We start from the raw sequence: 16,052 nt of genomic DNA, 5'->3' as shown, positions 1-16,052 counted from the left end.
CAAGCAGCAGCGCCGCTCGTCGCGCCGCCGAACGCCGGGGACCCAACCAGCTAAAGGAGCCGCGCCGCGTGGGTGATCAACCCGTCGATCCGTCGATCGTGTCCCCGGAGGCGCTGACCAAAGCGGTCAACGCCGCCCGGCAAGCCTTCACGCTTGCGGGCGACCTCGAGGCGTTGGCGCGCGCCAAGACCGAGCACCTCGGCGATCGCTCACCGCTGGCGCTGGCCCGCCAAGCCCTGGCCGCGCTGCCCAAAGCCGACCGCGCCGAGGCCGGTCGGCGTGTCAACGCCGCCCGCGCCGACGCTCAACGCAGCTACGACGAGCGGTTGGCCGCGCTGCGCGCCGAGCGTGACGCGGCCGTGCTGGTCGCCGAGCGCATCGATGTGACCTTGCCGTCGACCCGGCAACCACCCGGCGCGCGCCACCCGATCACCCTCCTGGGTGAACACATCGCCGACACCTTCATCGCGATGGGCTGGGAACTGGTCGAGGGACCGGAGGTCGAGACCGAGCAGTTCAATTTCGACGCGTTGAACTTTCCACCCGACCACCCCGCCCGCAGCGAACAGGACACCTTCTATATCGCGCCCGAAGGTTCCCGCCAGCTACTGCGTACCCATACCTCGCCGGTGCAGGTTCGCACCCTGCTCGAGCGGGACCTGCCGGTCTACGTCATCTCGATCGGCCGTACGTTTCGCACCGATGAACTCGACGCCACCCACACACCGGTGTTCCACCAGGTCGAGGGGCTCGCCGTGGACCGGGGGCTTTCGATGGCGCACCTGCGCGGAACCCTGGACGCGTTCGCCCGCGCCGAGTTCGGGGCCGCCGCGCGCACCCGCCTGCGTCCGCACTTCTTCCCGTTCACCGAACCGTCGGGTGAGGTCGACGTGTGGTTCGCCAACAAAAAGGGCGGCGCCGGCTGGGTGGAATGGGGCGGCTGCGGCATGGTCAATCCGAACGTGTTGCGCGCCGCCGGCATCGACCCGGAGGTCTACACCGGCTTCGCCTTCGGCATGGGGCTCGAACGCACGCTGCAGGTCCGCAACGGCATCCCCGACATGCGCGACATGGTCGAGGGCGACGTGCGGTTCTCGTTGCCGTTCGGGGTGGGGGCCTGATGCGCGTCCCCTACAGCTGGCTGCGCGAAGTCGTCGCGGTCGGGGCGCCCGGATGGGATGTGCCGGCCGACGAGCTCGAGCAGACGCTGCTGCGCATCGGCCACGAGGTCGAAGAGGTGATGGCCCTCGGACCGGTCACCGGCCCGCTGACCGTGGGGCGGGTAGTCGCGATCGAAGAGCTCACCGGCTTCAAGAAGCCGATTCGCGCCTGTCTGGTCGACGTCGGAGAGTCGCAGTCACGCGAAATCATCTGTGGCGCAACTAATTTCATTGTCAACGATCTGGTTGTGGTGGCGTTGCCGGGAACCGCATTGCCCGGTGGGCTCACTATCACCGCCCGCAAGGCCTATGGGCGAAACTCTGCCGGCATGATCTGCTCGGCCGCGGAATTAGGTATGGGCGCAGACCATTCCGGCATCCTGGTGCTGCCGCCGGGCACCGCCGCACCCGGAGCCGACGGTGCCGAGGTGCTCGGTTTCGACGACGTGGTGTTCCACCTGGCCATCACCCCCGACCGCGGCTACTGCATGTCGGTGCGCGGGCTGGCCCGCGAGATCGCCTGCGCCTACGACCTCGACTTCGTCGACCCCGCCGACGTGCCGCCGCTCCCGGTGCAGGGCCCGGCGTGGCCGCTGACCGTCCAGCCCGAGACCGGGGTGCGCCGCTTTGCGCTGCGACCGGTGATCGGGATGGATCCGGCCGCGGTGTCGCCGTGGTGGATGCAGCGCCGGCTGCTGCTGTCGGGTATCCGGGCGATCTCGCCAGCGGTCGACGTCACCAACTACGTGATGCTGGAATTGGGCCACCCGATGCATGCGCACGACCGCGACCGCATCACCGGTGGCTTCGCTGTGCGGTTCGCGCGGCCCGGCGAGACGATGACCACCCTCGACGACGTCGAACGCCGGCTCGAGCCCGCCGACGTGCTCATCGTCGATGACGTCGCCGCCGCGGCGATTGGCGGGGTGATGGGCTCGCGCAGCACCGAGACACACCAGGGCTCCACCGACGTGCTGCTGGAGGCCGCGGTTTGGGATCCAGCGGCGGTGTCGCGCACCCAGCGGCGGCTGCACCTGCCCAGCGAGGCTGCCCGCCGCTACGAGCGGGGCGTCGACCCGGCGATCTCGGTGGCCGCGCTGGACCGCTGCGCCGCGCTTCTGGCGGAGATCACTGGCGGCACGGTCTCGCCGACACTGACCGACTGGCGGGGCGACCCGCCTCGCGACGACTGGTCGCTTCCGCCGATCCGAATGACCGCCGCGCTGCCCGACCGCACTGCCGGTGTCGAATTCGCGCCGGGCACGACCGTGCGCCGGCTCACCCAGATCGGCGCCGCGGTGACCGCCGATGCCGACATGCTCACCGTCACGCCGCCGAGCTGGCGGCCCGATCTGGTGCAACCCGCCGATTTGGTCGAGGAAGTGCTGCGGCTGGAAAGCTTCGACGTGATCCCCTCGGTGCTGCCGGCGGCGCCGGCCGGGCGCGGACTCACCGGCAAACAAAAGCGGCGCCGCGCGATCGGCAAGTCGCTGGCGCTGGCGGGCTACGTCGAAGTCCTGCCCACGCCGTTTTTGCCGGCGGGGGTGTTCGACCGGTGGGGCCTGCCCGCCGACGACCCGAGACGCATCACCACGCAGGTGCTCAACCCGCTGGAGGCCGACCGTCCGCACCTGGCTACCACGCTGCTGCCCGGGCTGCTAGAAGCGTTGGCGCGCAACGTTTCCCGCGGAATGGTCGACGTCGCGCTGTTCGCGATCGCGCAGGTAGTGCAGCCCACCGAGCAGACCCGCGCCGTCGGCCTCATCCCGGTGGATCGCCGTCCCACCGACGACGAGATCGCGATGCTGGACGCCTCGTTGCCACGCCAGCCGCAGCACGTCGCGGTGGTGCTGGCCGGCATGCGGGAACCCCGCGGCCCGTGGGGGCCCGGCCGACGGGTCGAAGCCGCCGACGCGTTCGAAGCGGTTCGGGTCATTGCCCGCGCCTGCAGCGTCGAGGTCGGCCTGCGGGCCGCACAGCATCTGCCGTGGCATCCCGGCCGGTGCGCCGAGGTGCTGGTCGGCCAGACCGTCGTCGGATACGGCGGGCAACTGCATCCGGCGGTGATCGAGCGCTGCGAGCTGCCAGCGGGCACGTGCGCGGCCGAGCTGAATCTGGATGCTATTCCGCTGGTCGAGGCCCTGCCGGCGCCGCGGGTGTCGCCGTTCCCCGCGGTGTTCCAGGACGTCAGCCTGGTGGTCGACGCCGACGTGGCCGCGCAGGCGGTGGAGGACGCGGTGCGCGAGGGCGCGGGCGAGTTGCTGGAGGATATCCGGTTGTTCGACGTCTACACCGGTCCGCAGGTCGGCGACAACCGCAAGTCGCTGACGTTTGCGCTTCGGTTCCGGGCACCGGATCGCACGTTGACCGAAGATGACGCCAGCGCGGCCCGCGACGCGGCCGTGCGCTGCGCCGCCGAGCGGGTGGGCGCCGTGCTGCGGGGGTGACTTCCCGGCACGCCGAACCGCCTTCGCGGCGGATCAGTGAGAATTAATTTGCATTGTTCTGCATAAGAATGCAAAATGGCGCCATGACCGTGCGGGTGGCGGTGGCCGGTGCCAGCGGCTACGCCGGGGGTGAAATCCTTCGGCTGCTGCTCGGCCACCCCGCCTACGCCGACGGTCGGCTGACGATCGGTGCCCTGACCGCGGCCGGTAATGCCGGCAGCACGCTCGGCGAACAGCACCCCCACCTGCTCCCGCTGGCCCAGCGGGTTCTCGAACCCACCGACGTCGGCCTGCTGCGCGGCCATGACATCGTCTTTTTGGCGCTCCCGCACGGGCATTCGGCGGCGCTGGCCGAACAGCTCGACCCGGCGACGCTGATCATCGACTGCGGCGCGGATTTCCGGCTCACCGATCCCGCGGCCTGGCAGCGGTTCTACGGCTCGCCGCACGCGGGCAGCTGGCCGTACGGCTTGCCCGAACTGCCCGGCGCCCGCGAGCAACTGCGCGGCGCCCGCCGTATCGCGGTGCCGGGCTGCTACCCGACGGCGGCCCTGCTCGCGCTGCTGCCCGCCGTGGCCGCGGACCTCGTCGAACCCGCCGTGACCGTGGTCGCGGTCAGCGGCACGTCCGGCGCCGGCCGCGCCGCCAAGACCGACCTGCTCGGCTCGGAGGTCATCGGATCGGCGCGGGCCTACAACATCGCCGGCGCCCACCGGCATACCCCGGAGATCGTGCAGGAGTTGCGAAAGGTCACCGACCGCGACGTCACCGTGTCGTTCACACCGGTGCTCATCCCCACCTCGCGAGGCATCCTGGCCACCTGCACCGCCCGCACCCGCTCGCCGCTGTCCCAGCTGCGCGCGGCCTACGAAAAAAGCTACGGCAGCGAACCTTTCGTTTACCTGTTGCCGGAGGGCAGTTGCCGCGCACCGGCGCGGTGATCGGCAGCAACGCCGCCCACGTCGCGGTCGCGGTCGACGAGGGGGCGGCCACGTTCGTCGCGATCGCCGCCATCGACAATCTCGTGAAGGGCGCCAGCGGTGCGGCTGTTCAGTCGATGAACCTGGCGCTGGGGTGGCCGGAAGGTGAGGGCCTGCCATTGGTGGGGGTGGCGCCGTGACCGACGTGGCCGACGCCGTGCGGCTGGTGCGCAACCAGGGTGTGACGGCGCCAGAAGGCTTTCGCGCCGCCGGCATCGCCGCCGGGATCAAGTCTTCCGGGGCGCTGGATCTGGCGCTGGTCTTCAACGAGGGCCCCGACCATGCCGCGGCAGGCGTTTTCACCCGCAACCGGGTCAAGGCGGCGCCGGTGCTGTGGACCCAGCAGGTGCTGACCACCGGACGGCTGCGCGCCGTGATCCTCAACTCCGGGGGAGCCAACGCCTGCACCGGGCCGCCCGGTTTCCAAGACACGCACGCCACCGCGGAGGCCGTCGCCGCCGCGTTGTCGGACTGGGGCAGCGAGACCGGGGCGATCGAGGTCGCCGTCTGCTCCACGGGGCTCATCGGCGACCGGCTGCCGATGGACAAGGTGCTGGCCGGCGTTCAGGAAGTGGTGCACGAAATGGCGGGCGGGCTCACCGGCGGAGAGCACGCGGCCCGGGCCATCATGACCACCGACACGGTGCCCAAACAGGTGGCGTTGCACCATCCCGGAAACTGGACCGTCGGCGGGATGGCCAAGGGCGCCGGGATGCTGGCGCCGTCGCTGGCCACGATGCTGTGCGTACTGACCACCGACGCGGTCGCGGAGGCGGCGGCGGCACTTGACCACGCGCTGCGCCGCGCCGCCGCGCTCACCTTCGACCGCCTCGACGTCGACGGCAGCTGCTCCACCAACGACACCGTGTTGTTGCTCGCCTCGGGCGCCAGTGAAATCGCGCCCAGCCAAGCCGATCTCGACGATGCCGTGCAGCGGGTGTGCGACGACCTGTGTGCGCAGCTGCAGGCCGACGCCGAGGGCGTCACCAAACGCATCACGGTCGCCGTGACCGGTGCGGCCAGCGACGACGACGCCGTCACCGCCGCGCGGGCGATCGCCCGCGACAGTCTGGTCAAGACCGCGATGTTCGGGTCCGACCCGAACTGGGGCCGGGTGATCGCCGCCGTCGGCATGGCGCCGGTGACGCTCGACCCGGATCGGATTGCAGTGTCGTTCAACGGCTTTCCGGTGTGCCTCAACGGTATGGGAGCGCCGGGAGCACGGGATGTGGACTTGTCGGCGGCGGACATCGCGATCAGCGTCGACCTCGGGATAGGCAACGGTCAGGCCGCAATCCGCACCACCGACTTGTCGCACGGCTATGTCGAAGAGAATTCGGCGTACAGCTCATGACCACCAGCGCATTGCCCACGCAGGTCAAAGCCCAGGTGCTCGCCGAAGCGCTGCCCTGGCTCAAACAGCTGCACGGCAAGATCGTCGTCGTCAAATACGGTGGCAACGCGATGACCGACGACAGGCTCAAGCACGCGTTCGCTGCCGACATGGCGTTTTTGCGCAACTGCGGCATCCATCCCGTCGTCGTACACGGCGGCGGGCCGCAGATCACGGCGATGCTGCAGCGACTGGGCATCGCCGGTGACTTCAAGGGCGGATTCCGCGTCACCACACCGGAAGTGCTCGATGTCGCGAGGATGGTGTTGTTCGGTCAAGTGGGCCGGGAACTGGTCAACCTGATCAACGCACACGGACCCTACGCCGTCGGTATCACCGGCGAGGACGCCCAGCTGTTCACCGCAGTGCGCCGCAGCGTGACCGTCGACGGTGTGGTCACCGACATCGGACTGGTCGGCGACGTCGCGCAGGTCAACTCCGCGGCGGTGCTCGATCTGATTGCGGCGCGCCGTATTCCGGTGGTGTCCACCCTCGCGCCGGATACCGACGGCGTGGTGTACAACATCAACGCCGACACCGCAGCGGCGGCGCTGGCCGAAGCGCTGGGGGCCGAAAAGCTATTGGTGCTCACCGACGTCGAAGGGGTCTACACCCGCTGGCCGGACCGGGATTCGCTGGTCAGCGAAATCGACACGGCCACGCTTAGCCGGCTGCTGCCGAGCCTGCAGACCGGGATGATCCCCAAAGTCGAGGCGTGTCTGCGTGCCGTCGCCGGCGGGGTGCCCAGCGCACATGTCATCGACGGACGCGTCGAACATTGCGTGCTGGTCGAGCTTTTCACTGATGCAGGCACCGGGACCAAGGTGGTGAGCGCATGAGCGGCCCGACGACCAACACCGCGGCCATGCAGCAGCGCTGGTCGGCGGTCATGATGAACAACTACGCCACGCCGCCGGTGGCCCTGGCCAGTGGTGACGGTGCGCTGGTCACCGACGTCGACGGCAAGTCCTACCTGGACCTGCTGGCCGGTATCGCGGTCAACGTGCTCGGCCATCGTCATCCCGCCGTGATCGAAGCCGTCTGCCAGCAGATGTCGACGCTGGGCCACACCTCGAACCTGTATGCCACCGAACCCGCAATCGCGCTGGCCGAGGCGCTGGTCGGGCTGCTGGGTGTTGACGCACGGGTCTTTTTCTGCAACTCCGGCACCGAGGCCGTCGAGCTGGCGTTCAAGCTGTCGCGGCTCACCGGCCGCACCAAACTCGTTGCCGCACAAGAGGCTTTTCACGGCCGGACGATGGGTTCGCTGGCGCTGACCGGACAGCCGGCCAAACAGGCGCCGTTTGAGCCACTGCCCGGCGAGGTCACCCACGTGCCGTACGGCGACGTCGACGCGCTGGCGGCCGCGGTAAGTGACGACACCGCCGCGGTGTTTCTGGAGCCGATCATGGGCGAGCGCGGTGTCGTCGTCCCGCCCGACGGCTATCTTGTTGCGGCACGCGACATTACCAGCCGCCACGGTGCGCTGCTGGTGCTCGACGAGGTCCAGACCGGGATGGGCCGCACCGGCACGTTCTTCGCCCACCAGCACGACGGCATCACCCCGGATGTGGTGACGCTGGCCAAGGGTCTGGGCGGTGGGCTGCCGATCGGGGCGTGCCTGGCGGTCGGGGCAGCCGGGCAACTGCTCACGCCCGGCCTGCACGGCAGCACCTTCGGCGGCAACCCGGTATGCGCCGCAGCGGCCTTGGCGGTACTGCGGGTACTGGCCGCCGACGATCTGGTGCGCCGCGCCGAGGTGCTGGGCAAGTCGTTGCGGCACGGCATCGAATCGCTGGGCCATCCGTTCGTCGACCACGTCCGGGGACGTGGCTTGTTGTGCGGTGTCGCGCTGACCGCGCCGAAAGCCAAGGAAGTCGAAACCGCAGCCCGCAGCGCCGGATTCCTGGTGAATGCCGCCGCACCCGACGTCATCCGATTGGCCCCGCCGCTGATCATCACCGAGCACCAGATCGACACGTTCATCACCGCACTGCCAGCGATTCTCGACACTGCCCGGGGCGCACCATGACCCGACACTTCCTGCGCGACGACGACCTGTCACCGCCGGAGCAAGCCGAAATCCTCCAGCTGGCAGCCGAACTGAAGAAAGATCCGCTGAGCCATCGCCCGCTCGAAGGACCGCGTGGCGTCGCGGTCATCTTCGACAAGACCTCGACCCGCACCCGGTTCTCGTTCGAGATGGGCATCGCACAGCTGGGCGGGCACGCGGTGGTCGTCGACGCCCGCAGCACCCAGCTGGGTCGCGACGAGACCTTGGGTGACACTGCAAAAGTGTTGTCCCGCTATGTCGATGCGATCGTGTGGCGCACCTTCGGGCAGGATCGGCTCACCGCGATGGCCGCGGCTGCCACCGTGCCGGTGGTCAACGCGCTCTCCGACCAGTTTCATCCCTGCCAGGTGCTGGCCGACCTGCAGACGATCACCGAACGCAAAGGGTCGCTGCCCGGCCTCAAGCTGTCCTACTTCGGCGACGGCGCCAACAACATGGCGCACTCGCTGCTGCTGGGCGGTGCCACTGCCGGCATCCACGTCACGATTGCCGCTCCGGGCACCTTCGCCCCCGACAACGCGGTGCGGGTCGCCGCCGAAAGGCGCGCCGCGGCCACCGGCGCGTCCGTGACCGTGACCACCGACCCGCGCGCTGCCGCCGACGGCGCCGACGTCCTGGTGACCGACACCTGGACGTCGATGGGTCAGGAGGACGACGGCCGAGACCGGCTGCGGCCGTTCTGGCGCTACCAGGTCAACGCCGAGCTGCTGGCGTTGGCCGACCCGGACGCGATTGTGCTGCATTGCCTTCCGGCACATCGCGGCCAGGAGATCACCGACGAGGTGATCGACGGTGCGCGCAGCGCGGTGTGGGACGAGGCCGAAAACCGGTTGCACGCCCAAAAGGCGCTGCTCGTGTGGTTGTTGGAGCGGTCCCGATGACCCGTTCGAAAACCACACCCGAAATTACCCGCGCCGGCCGACAGGCCCGCATCGTGGCGATTCTGTCGTCGCAATCGGTGCGCAGCCAAAGTGAGTTGGCCGAGCGGCTGGCCGCCGAGGGGATCGAGGTCACCCAGGCCACGCTCTCGCGCGATCTCGAGGAACTCGGCGCGGTGAAGCTGCGGGGCGCGGACGGCGGTGTCGGCGTGTACGTCGTCCCCGAAGACGGCAGCCCGGTGCGCGCAGTCTCGGGTGGCACCGGGCGGCTGTCGCGGCTGCTCGGCGAGCTGCTGGTGTCCACCGACGCCACCGGAAACCTCGCCGTGCTGCGCACCCCGCCCGGCGCCGCCGACTACCTGGCCAGCGCCATCGACCGCGCGGCTCTGCCGTACGTCGTCGGAACCATTGCCGGCGACGACACCATCTTTGTGGCAGCCCGCGAACCGATGACCGGCGCCGAGCTGGCCGCCACGCTGCAAAGCCTCAAGTGAGATAAGGAGATTGGCTCATGTCCGAGCGCGTCATCCTGGCGTATTCCGGCGGTCTGGACACCTCGGTGGCGATCAGCTGGATCGGCAAGGAGACCGGCCGGGAAGTCGTCGCGGTCGCCATCGACCTGGGCCAGGGCGGCGAGGACATGGAGGTGGTGCGTCAGCGTGCCCTTGACTGCGGCGCGGTTGAGGCGGTCGTCGTCGACGCCCGCGACGAGTTCGCCGAGGGTTACTGCCTGCCCACGATCATGTCCAACGGGCTCTACATGGACCGCTATCCGCTGGTGTCGGCGATCAGCCGGCCGCTCATCGTCAAACACCTGGTGGCCGCCGCCCGTCAGCACGGTGGCAGCATCGTCGCGCACGGCTGCACCGGCAAGGGCAACGACCAGGTGCGCTTTGAGGTCGGATTCGCTTCGCTGGCACCGGATCTGGAGGTGCTCGCGCCGGTACGCGATTACGCGTGGACACGTGAGAGGGCCATCGCGTTCGCCGAGGAAAACGCCATCCCGATCAATGTCACCAAGCGGTCGCCGTTTTCGATCGACCAGAACGTGTGGGGCCGTGCGGTGGAAACCGGTTTCCTGGAACACCTGTGGAATGCGCCGACCAAAGACGTGTACGCCTACACCGAAGATCCCACCGTCAACTGGAACACCCCCGACGAGGTGATCGTCGGGTTCGAGCGCGGTGTGCCGGTCTCGATCGACGGCAGGCCGGTCACTGTCCTGCAAGCCATCGAAGAGCTGAACCGCCGCGGCGGCGCGCAGGGTGTCGGGCGGCTCGATGTGGTCGAGGACCGGCTGGTCGGCATCAAGAGCCGCGAAATATATGAGGCGCCCGGCGCGATGGTGCTGATCACTGCCCACACCGAACTCGAACACGTCACGCTGGAGCGCGAGCTCGGCCGGTTCAAGCGGCTGACCGATCAGCGCTGGGCCGAGCTGGTGTACGACGGGTTGTGGTACTCGCCGCTGAAGGCCGCGTTGGAGGCTTTCGTCGCCAAGACCCAGGAGCATGTGACCGGCGAGGTTCGCATGGTGTTGCACGGCGGGCACATCGCGGTCAACGGCCGGCGTAGCCCGGAATCGTTATATGACTTCAACCTGGCCACCTACGACGAGGGCGACAGCTTCGATCAGTCCAAGGCCAAGGGCTTCGTGTACGTGCACGGGATGTCGTCGAAACTTGCCGCCCGCAGGGACTTGCGCGCAGAAATGCCATGAGCACTAACGAGGGATCGCTGTGGGGTGGGCGTTTCGCCGACAGGCCATCGGATGCGTTGGCCGCACTTAGCCGCTCCACCCACTTCGACTGGGTACTGGCACCCTACGACATCGCGGCGTCGAAAGCGCATGCCAGGGTATTGTTTCGGGCCGGGCTGCTCAGCGAGGAACAATGCAACGGGCTGCTGGCCGCGCTGGAGGGCCTCGCCCACGACGTGGCCGACGGCAGCTTCCGGCCGCTGGACACCGACGAGGACGTGCACGCCGCGTTGGAGCGCGGCCTGATCGAGCGGGTCGGCTCGGACCTGGGCGGCGGCTGCGGGCGGCCGGTCGCGAAACGACCAGGTGGCCACGCTGTTTCGGATGTGGCTGCGCGACGCGGTGCGGTGCGTCGCCGCCGGCGTGTTCGACGTGATCACCGCGCTCACCGACCAGGCCGCCGCCCACCCGACCGCGGTCATGCCGGGCAAAACACACTTGCAATCCGCGCAGCCGATCCTGTTGGCCCACCATCTGCTGGCGCACGCCCATCCGCTGTTGCGCGACGTCGACCGGATCATCGACTTCGACGAGCGCACCGCGATTTCGCCGTACGGATCGGGCGCGCTGGCGGGCTCGTCGCTGGGGCTCGATCCTGATGTGGTCGCAGAAGAGCTCGGCTTCTCGGCAGCCGCCGACAATTCGATCGACGCGACCGCGGCCAGGGATTTCGCCGCCGAAGCGGCGTTCGTGTTCGCGATGATCGCGGTCGACCTGTCCCGGCTCGCTGAGGACATCATTATTTGGAGCTCAACGGAGTTCGGGTACGTCACGCTGCACGACGCATGGTCGACGGGCAGTTCGATCATGCCGCAGAAGAAAAACCCGGACATCGCCGAGCTCGCCCGCGGCAAGGCTGGCCGGTTGATCGGCAACCTGGCGGGATTGCTGGCCACGCTGAAAGGGTTGCCGCTGGCCTACAACCGGGATCTGCAAGAGGATAAAGAGCCGTTGTTCGACGCGGTGGCGCAGCTAGAACTACTTCTGCCGGCGATGGCTGGCCTGGTCGGCAGCGCGACTTTCAACGTGGAGCGGATGGCGGCGCTGGCGGACGCAGGCTACACCCTGGCCACCGATATGGCGGAATGGCTTGTGCGACAAGGCGTGCCTTTCCGCGCGGCGCATGAGGCGGCCGGTGCGGCGGTCCGCGAAGCAGAGCGGCGCGGCGTCGGCCTTGACGAACTGACCGACGAAGATCTGGCCTCGATCAACCCTGCGCTGACCCCTGATGTCCGTCAGGTGCTGACGATCGAAGGTTCGGTCGCCTCGCGCGACGCGCGCGGGGGCACGGCGCCGATCCGGGTCGCCAAGCAGTTGGACGGCGTGCGCGAGGTCGCCGCCCGGCTGCGCCAGCGGTTGCGTTGTTGAGGAGCCCTCGCTGAGCGTGCCGCAGCGGACTGTCGAGCAAACCCGGTCCGCAGCCCGCGACCAAGCCGCTACCGTGCCGCTCCCAATGGTTCATCCGCGATGGTCAAAGCCGCGGCCCGGAGCGGCAAATGTGCCATGATGACCACGCTGTCAGGTCCGCCTGCAGCAGGAATACTTGAAACGGGAGGCAGCAGGTGGATCTGAAACTTTCAGCGATCATGCGGCCGGTCGAGCGTCTGATGGCGACGGCGCAGAACGGCCTGGAGGTCTTGCGCCTGGGTGGGCTGGAGACCGGCACGGCGTCGTCGCCCTTTCAGATCATCGAAAGCGTATCCATGTACAAGCTGCGGCGCTATTTCCCGCCGGACACGCGTCCCGGCCAACCGCCGGCTGGCCCTCCGGTGCTGTTGGTGCATCCGATGATGATGTCGGCCAACATGTGGGACGTCACCCGGCAGGAAGGCGCGGTCGGCATTCTGCATGCGGCGGGGCTGGATCCGTGGGTCATCGACTTCGGCGAACCCGACAAAGTCGAGGGCGGCATGCGCCGCAACCTGGCCGACCACGTCGTCGCGCTCAGTCAAGCCGTCGACACGACGGCCGACGTCACCGGCCAGGACGTCCACCTGGCGGGCTACTCCCAAGGCGGCATGTTCTGCTACCAGGCGGCCGCGTATCGTCATTCGAAGACCATCGCCAGCATCGTGACCTTCGGGTCGCCGGTGGATACCCTGGCTGCTCTGCCGATGGGTGTTCCGCCCAACCTGGCCGCGACGGCCGCCAATTTTATGGCGGACCATGTTTTCAATCGCCTGGCCATCCCGAGCTGGTTGGCGCGCACAGGTTTTCAGCTTCTCGACCCGCTCAAAACGGCCAAGGCCCGTATCGACTTCCTGCGGCAGCTGCACGACCGTGAAGCGTTGCTGCCGCGCGAGCCGCAGCGCAGATTTCTGGAGTCCGAAGGCTGGATCGCGTGGTCCGGGCCGGCGGTTTCGGAGCTGCTCAAGCAGTTCATCGCGCACAACCGGATGATGACCGGTGGTTTCGCGATCAACGGTCAACTGGTCACCCTCACCGATATCACCTGTCCGGTGCTGGCCTTCGTCGGCGAAGTGGATGACATCGGACAGCCCCCGGCCGTACGAGGCATCCGGCGCGCGGCACCCAACGCCGACGTATACGAATACACTTTGCGCGCAGGGCATTTCGGCCTCGTCGTCGGGTCGAAAGCGGCGCAGCAAACCTGGCCGACCGTCGCGGCCTGGGTGCTGTGGATCTCTGGGTCCGGGGACAAGCCGGCCGACATCACGCCGATGGTCGAGCGGCCGGTCGAGCCAACCCAATCTGGCGTCGCGTTGAGGTCCCGGGTTGTGCACGGTGTCGGGGAGGCTTCGGAGATGGCGCTGACACTGGCCCGTGGTGCGGCCGACGCTGTGGTCGCGGCCAACAAGTCGGTGCGCACCCTGGCCGCGGAAACCGTGCGCACACTGCCGAGACTGGCCCGGTTGGGCCAGATCAACGATCACACCCGGATCTCTCTCGGCAGGATCATCGACGAACAAGCTCACGATTCGCCACACGGTGAATTCCTGCTATTCGACGGGCGAGTCCACACCTACGAGGCGGTCAACCGGCGCATCAACAACGTGGTGCGCGGCTTAATCGAAGTCGGGGTGCGGCAGGGCGATCACGTCGGTGTGCTGATGGAAACCCGGCCGAGTGCACTGGTCGCCATCGCCGCACTGTCGCGGCTCGGAGCGGTCGCGGTGCTGATGCAGCCCGACAGTGACCTGGTCGCCGAAGCACGGATCGGTGGTGTCAGCGAGATCATCGCTGACCCGACCAATCTCGACACCGCGCGCCAATTGCCCGGCCACGTGTTGGTCCTGGGTGGCGGCGAATCACGCGACCTGCATCTTCCCGAGGACGCCGACGTCATTGACATGGAAAAGATCGACCCGGACGCGGTCGAGCTTCCCGCGTGGTACCGGCAGAATCCGGGGCTGGCGCGGGATCTGGCGTTCATCGGGTTCACCACCACCGCTAGCGGGGAGTTGGTGGCCAAGCAGATCACCAACTATCGCTGGGCATTGTCCGCGTTCGGGACCGCCTCGACCGCTGCCCTGGGCCAGGGGGACACCGTGTACTGCCTGACCCCGCTGCACCACGAATCCGGTTTGCTGGTCAGTCTGGGGGGCGCGGTGGTGGGCGGCGCCCGTATCGCGCTGTCGCGCGGGCTGCGCCCGGACCGGTTCGTCGCCGAGGTCCGGCAGTACGGGGTCACCGTGGTGTCCTATACCTGGGCGATGTTGCGCGAGGTTGTCGACGACCGGGCATTTGCCTTGCACGGCAACCACCCTGTGCGGCTGTTCATCGGCTCGGGGATGCCAACGGGCTTGTGGCAGCGCGTCATCGACGCCTTCGCCCCCGCCCACGTCGTCGAGTTCTTCGCCACCACCGATGGGCAGGCCGTGCTGGCCAACGTTTCCGGTGCCAAGATCGGCAGCAAAGGCCGCCCGCTGCCGGGCGCCGGGCACGTTGAGCTGGGCGCCTACGACGCCGAGCACGACCTGATCCTGGAAAACGACCGCGGGTTTGTGCAGGTCGCCGACACCGACGAAGTGGGCGTGTTGCTGGCCCAGCCGCGCGGGCCGATCGACCCGAGCGCCTCGGTCAAACGCGGCGTGTTCGCGCCGGCCGATACCTGGATATCGACCGAGTACCTGTTCCGCCGCGACGCAGATGGGGATTACTGGTTGGTGGGTCGGCGCGGCTCGGTTATCCGCACCGCGCGCGGAATCGTCTATTGCGAGCCGATCACCGACGCGCTGGGCTTCATCAACGGGGTCGACCTCGCCGTGACCTACGGCGTGCCGGTGCGGGGCCGACAAGTGGCCGTGTCGGCGGTGACGCTGCGGCCGGGCGCCAGCATCACCGCCGCCGACCTCACCGAGGCCATCGCGAAGATGCCGCCGATCGGCGTCGGACCCGACATCGTGCACGTCGTGCCCGAGATGACGCTGAGCGCCACCTACCGGCCCACCGTCAGCGCGTTGCGGGCCGCCGGGATTCCCAAACCGGGACGCCACGCGTGGTATTTCGACCCGGCCGCCAACCAGTTCCGCCGGTTGACCGCCGCGGCGCGCACCGAGCTGGGCGGCACACACTGACCTGGAGCCCCGCATGATCGACGAAACGCTACTGAGCATTCTGGTCTGCCCCGCCGACCGCGGGCCACTGCTGCTGGTCGACAAACCCGACGGCCCGCGGCTGTACAACCCGCGCCTGCGCCGCGCCTACCGCATCGAGGACGGGATCCCGGTGCTGCTGGTCGACGAAGCCGAGTCGGTGAGCGACGACGAGCACCTGCGGCTCATGGCGCGGGCCAGGCCGGCAGCTCCCCGGTGAGGTAGCGCTGCAGGTTCGGCGCGATGGTGCGCGCGATTCGTTCGGGCGGCAGCGATTTGAACGGTTCCAATTCCAGGATGTAGCGCGCCATCACCACCCCGACCAATTGCGATGCGACGAACTGGATTCGGATGATTCCGCTGCCGGGCGGATCGTCGACGCGGCTTCCGATCTCCACCGCGATCACGTCTTCGATGAACGAACGGATGAGATTCACCTCGGAGCCGGCCAGGACTGAGCGAATTGTGGCGATGACACCCGCACCGAGCTCGGAGTCCCACAGCGGCAACAACGTCGCCGGCAGCTGGTAGCCGAGGTCGTCGACTGGCACCTCGCGAAGCGGTCCGATGATCTCCATCGGGTCGATCGGAATGCGGACAGCGGCGGCGAACAGCCGTTCCTTCGTGCCGAAGTAGTGGTGTACCAAGGCAGAATCCACGCCCGCCGCCGCGGCCACCGCCCGAATCGACGTCTTATGAATCCCATTGCGCGCAAAGAGCTCTCGCGCACTCTTCAGGATTCGCTCCCGGGTGTCTGAGCTTCCGGCCGGCCGCCCCGGCCGTCGGCGTTCGACGTTGGCCAACG

Annotated in this window: 11 protein-coding genes and 2 pseudogenes; 12 read left to right on the top strand and 1 reads right to left on the bottom strand. The window is 68.4% G+C overall.

The window, feature by feature from the left end:
- Positions 1-68: 68 nt before the first annotated feature.
- The 12 genes and pseudogenes from pheS (at position 69) to MYXE_RS12885 (ending at position 15,467) form a co-directional block, all read left to right on the top strand.
- Entirely contained in the window at positions 69-1,121 is a 1,053-nt protein-coding gene (gene pheS / locus MYXE_RS12940; protein WP_003920416.1) for a phenylalanine--tRNA ligase subunit alpha, read from the top strand.
- Complete coding sequence (pheT, locus tag MYXE_RS12935) at positions 1,121-3,607, top strand: phenylalanine--tRNA ligase subunit beta (RefSeq protein ID WP_085198240.1); 2,487 nt, start codon at positions 1,121-1,123, stop codon at positions 3,605-3,607. The genes pheS and pheT overlap by 1 nt, the downstream gene beginning before the upstream one ends.
- 68 nt (positions 3,608-3,675) lie before the next feature.
- A pseudogene (gene argC, locus MYXE_RS12930) lies at positions 3,676-4,727 on the top strand (N-acetyl-gamma-glutamyl-phosphate reductase).
- Entirely contained in the window at positions 4,724-5,941 is a 1,218-nt protein-coding gene (gene argJ / locus MYXE_RS12925; RefSeq protein WP_161552096.1) for a bifunctional glutamate N-acetyltransferase/amino-acid acetyltransferase ArgJ, read from the top strand. Before argC ends, argJ begins: the two are co-directional and overlap by 4 nt.
- The gene (gene argB / locus MYXE_RS12920; RefSeq protein WP_085198234.1) at positions 5,938-6,819 is read left to right on the top strand and encodes an acetylglutamate kinase; all 882 of its coding nucleotides are present in this window, start codon (positions 5,938-5,940) and stop codon (positions 6,817-6,819) included. The genes argJ and argB overlap by 4 nt, the downstream gene beginning before the upstream one ends.
- A complete protein-coding gene (locus MYXE_RS12915) occupies positions 6,816-8,012 on the top strand; it encodes an acetylornithine transaminase (RefSeq protein ID WP_085198232.1) in 1,197 nt (398 codons plus the stop codon). Before argB ends, MYXE_RS12915 begins: the two co-directional genes overlap by 4 nt.
- The gene (gene argF, locus MYXE_RS12910; RefSeq protein WP_003920422.1) at positions 8,009-8,935 is read left to right on the top strand and encodes an ornithine carbamoyltransferase; all 927 of its coding nucleotides are present in this window, start codon (positions 8,009-8,011) and stop codon (positions 8,933-8,935) included. The genes MYXE_RS12915 and argF overlap by 4 nt, the downstream gene beginning before the upstream one ends.
- On the top strand, positions 8,932-9,426 hold the full coding sequence (locus MYXE_RS12905; RefSeq protein WP_003920423.1) for an arginine repressor: 495 nt from the start codon (positions 8,932-8,934) through the stop codon (positions 9,424-9,426). The genes argF and MYXE_RS12905 overlap by 4 nt, the downstream gene beginning before the upstream one ends.
- 17 nt (positions 9,427-9,443) lie before the next feature.
- A complete protein-coding gene (locus MYXE_RS12900; RefSeq protein WP_085198229.1) occupies positions 9,444-10,652 on the top strand; it encodes an argininosuccinate synthase in 1,209 nt (402 codons plus the stop codon).
- Positions 10,649-12,059: pseudogene (argH, locus tag MYXE_RS12895) on the top strand (argininosuccinate lyase). Before MYXE_RS12900 ends, argH begins: the two are co-directional and overlap by 4 nt.
- Before the next feature lie 218 nt (positions 12,060-12,277).
- Positions 12,278-15,229 (top strand): acyl-CoA synthetase, encoded by a 2,952-nt coding sequence (locus MYXE_RS12890; protein WP_232061832.1) that lies wholly within the window; start codon positions 12,278-12,280, stop codon positions 15,227-15,229.
- 13 nt (positions 15,230-15,242) lie between these two features.
- The gene (locus tag MYXE_RS12885; RefSeq protein ID WP_003920427.1) at positions 15,243-15,467 is read left to right on the top strand and encodes a Trm112 family protein; all 225 of its coding nucleotides are present in this window, start codon (positions 15,243-15,245) and stop codon (positions 15,465-15,467) included.
- Here MYXE_RS12885 and MYXE_RS12880 read toward each other — a convergent pair.
- Positions 15,433-16,050: a TetR/AcrR family transcriptional regulator gene (locus MYXE_RS12880; protein WP_039889918.1), complete on the bottom strand. Its 618-nt coding sequence runs from the start codon at positions 16,048-16,050 to the stop codon at positions 15,433-15,435. The genes MYXE_RS12885 and MYXE_RS12880 overlap by 35 nt on opposite strands.
- Positions 16,051-16,052 lie beyond the last annotated feature (2 nt).

The sequence above is a fragment of the Mycobacterium xenopi genome (assembly GCF_009936235.1).
In the GTDB taxonomy this organism is placed as follows: Bacteria; Actinomycetota; Actinomycetes; order Mycobacteriales; family Mycobacteriaceae; genus Mycobacterium; species Mycobacterium xenopi.
Note: the sequence above shows the minus strand (reverse complement) of the source record. Positions and strands in the feature narration are given on the sequence as shown.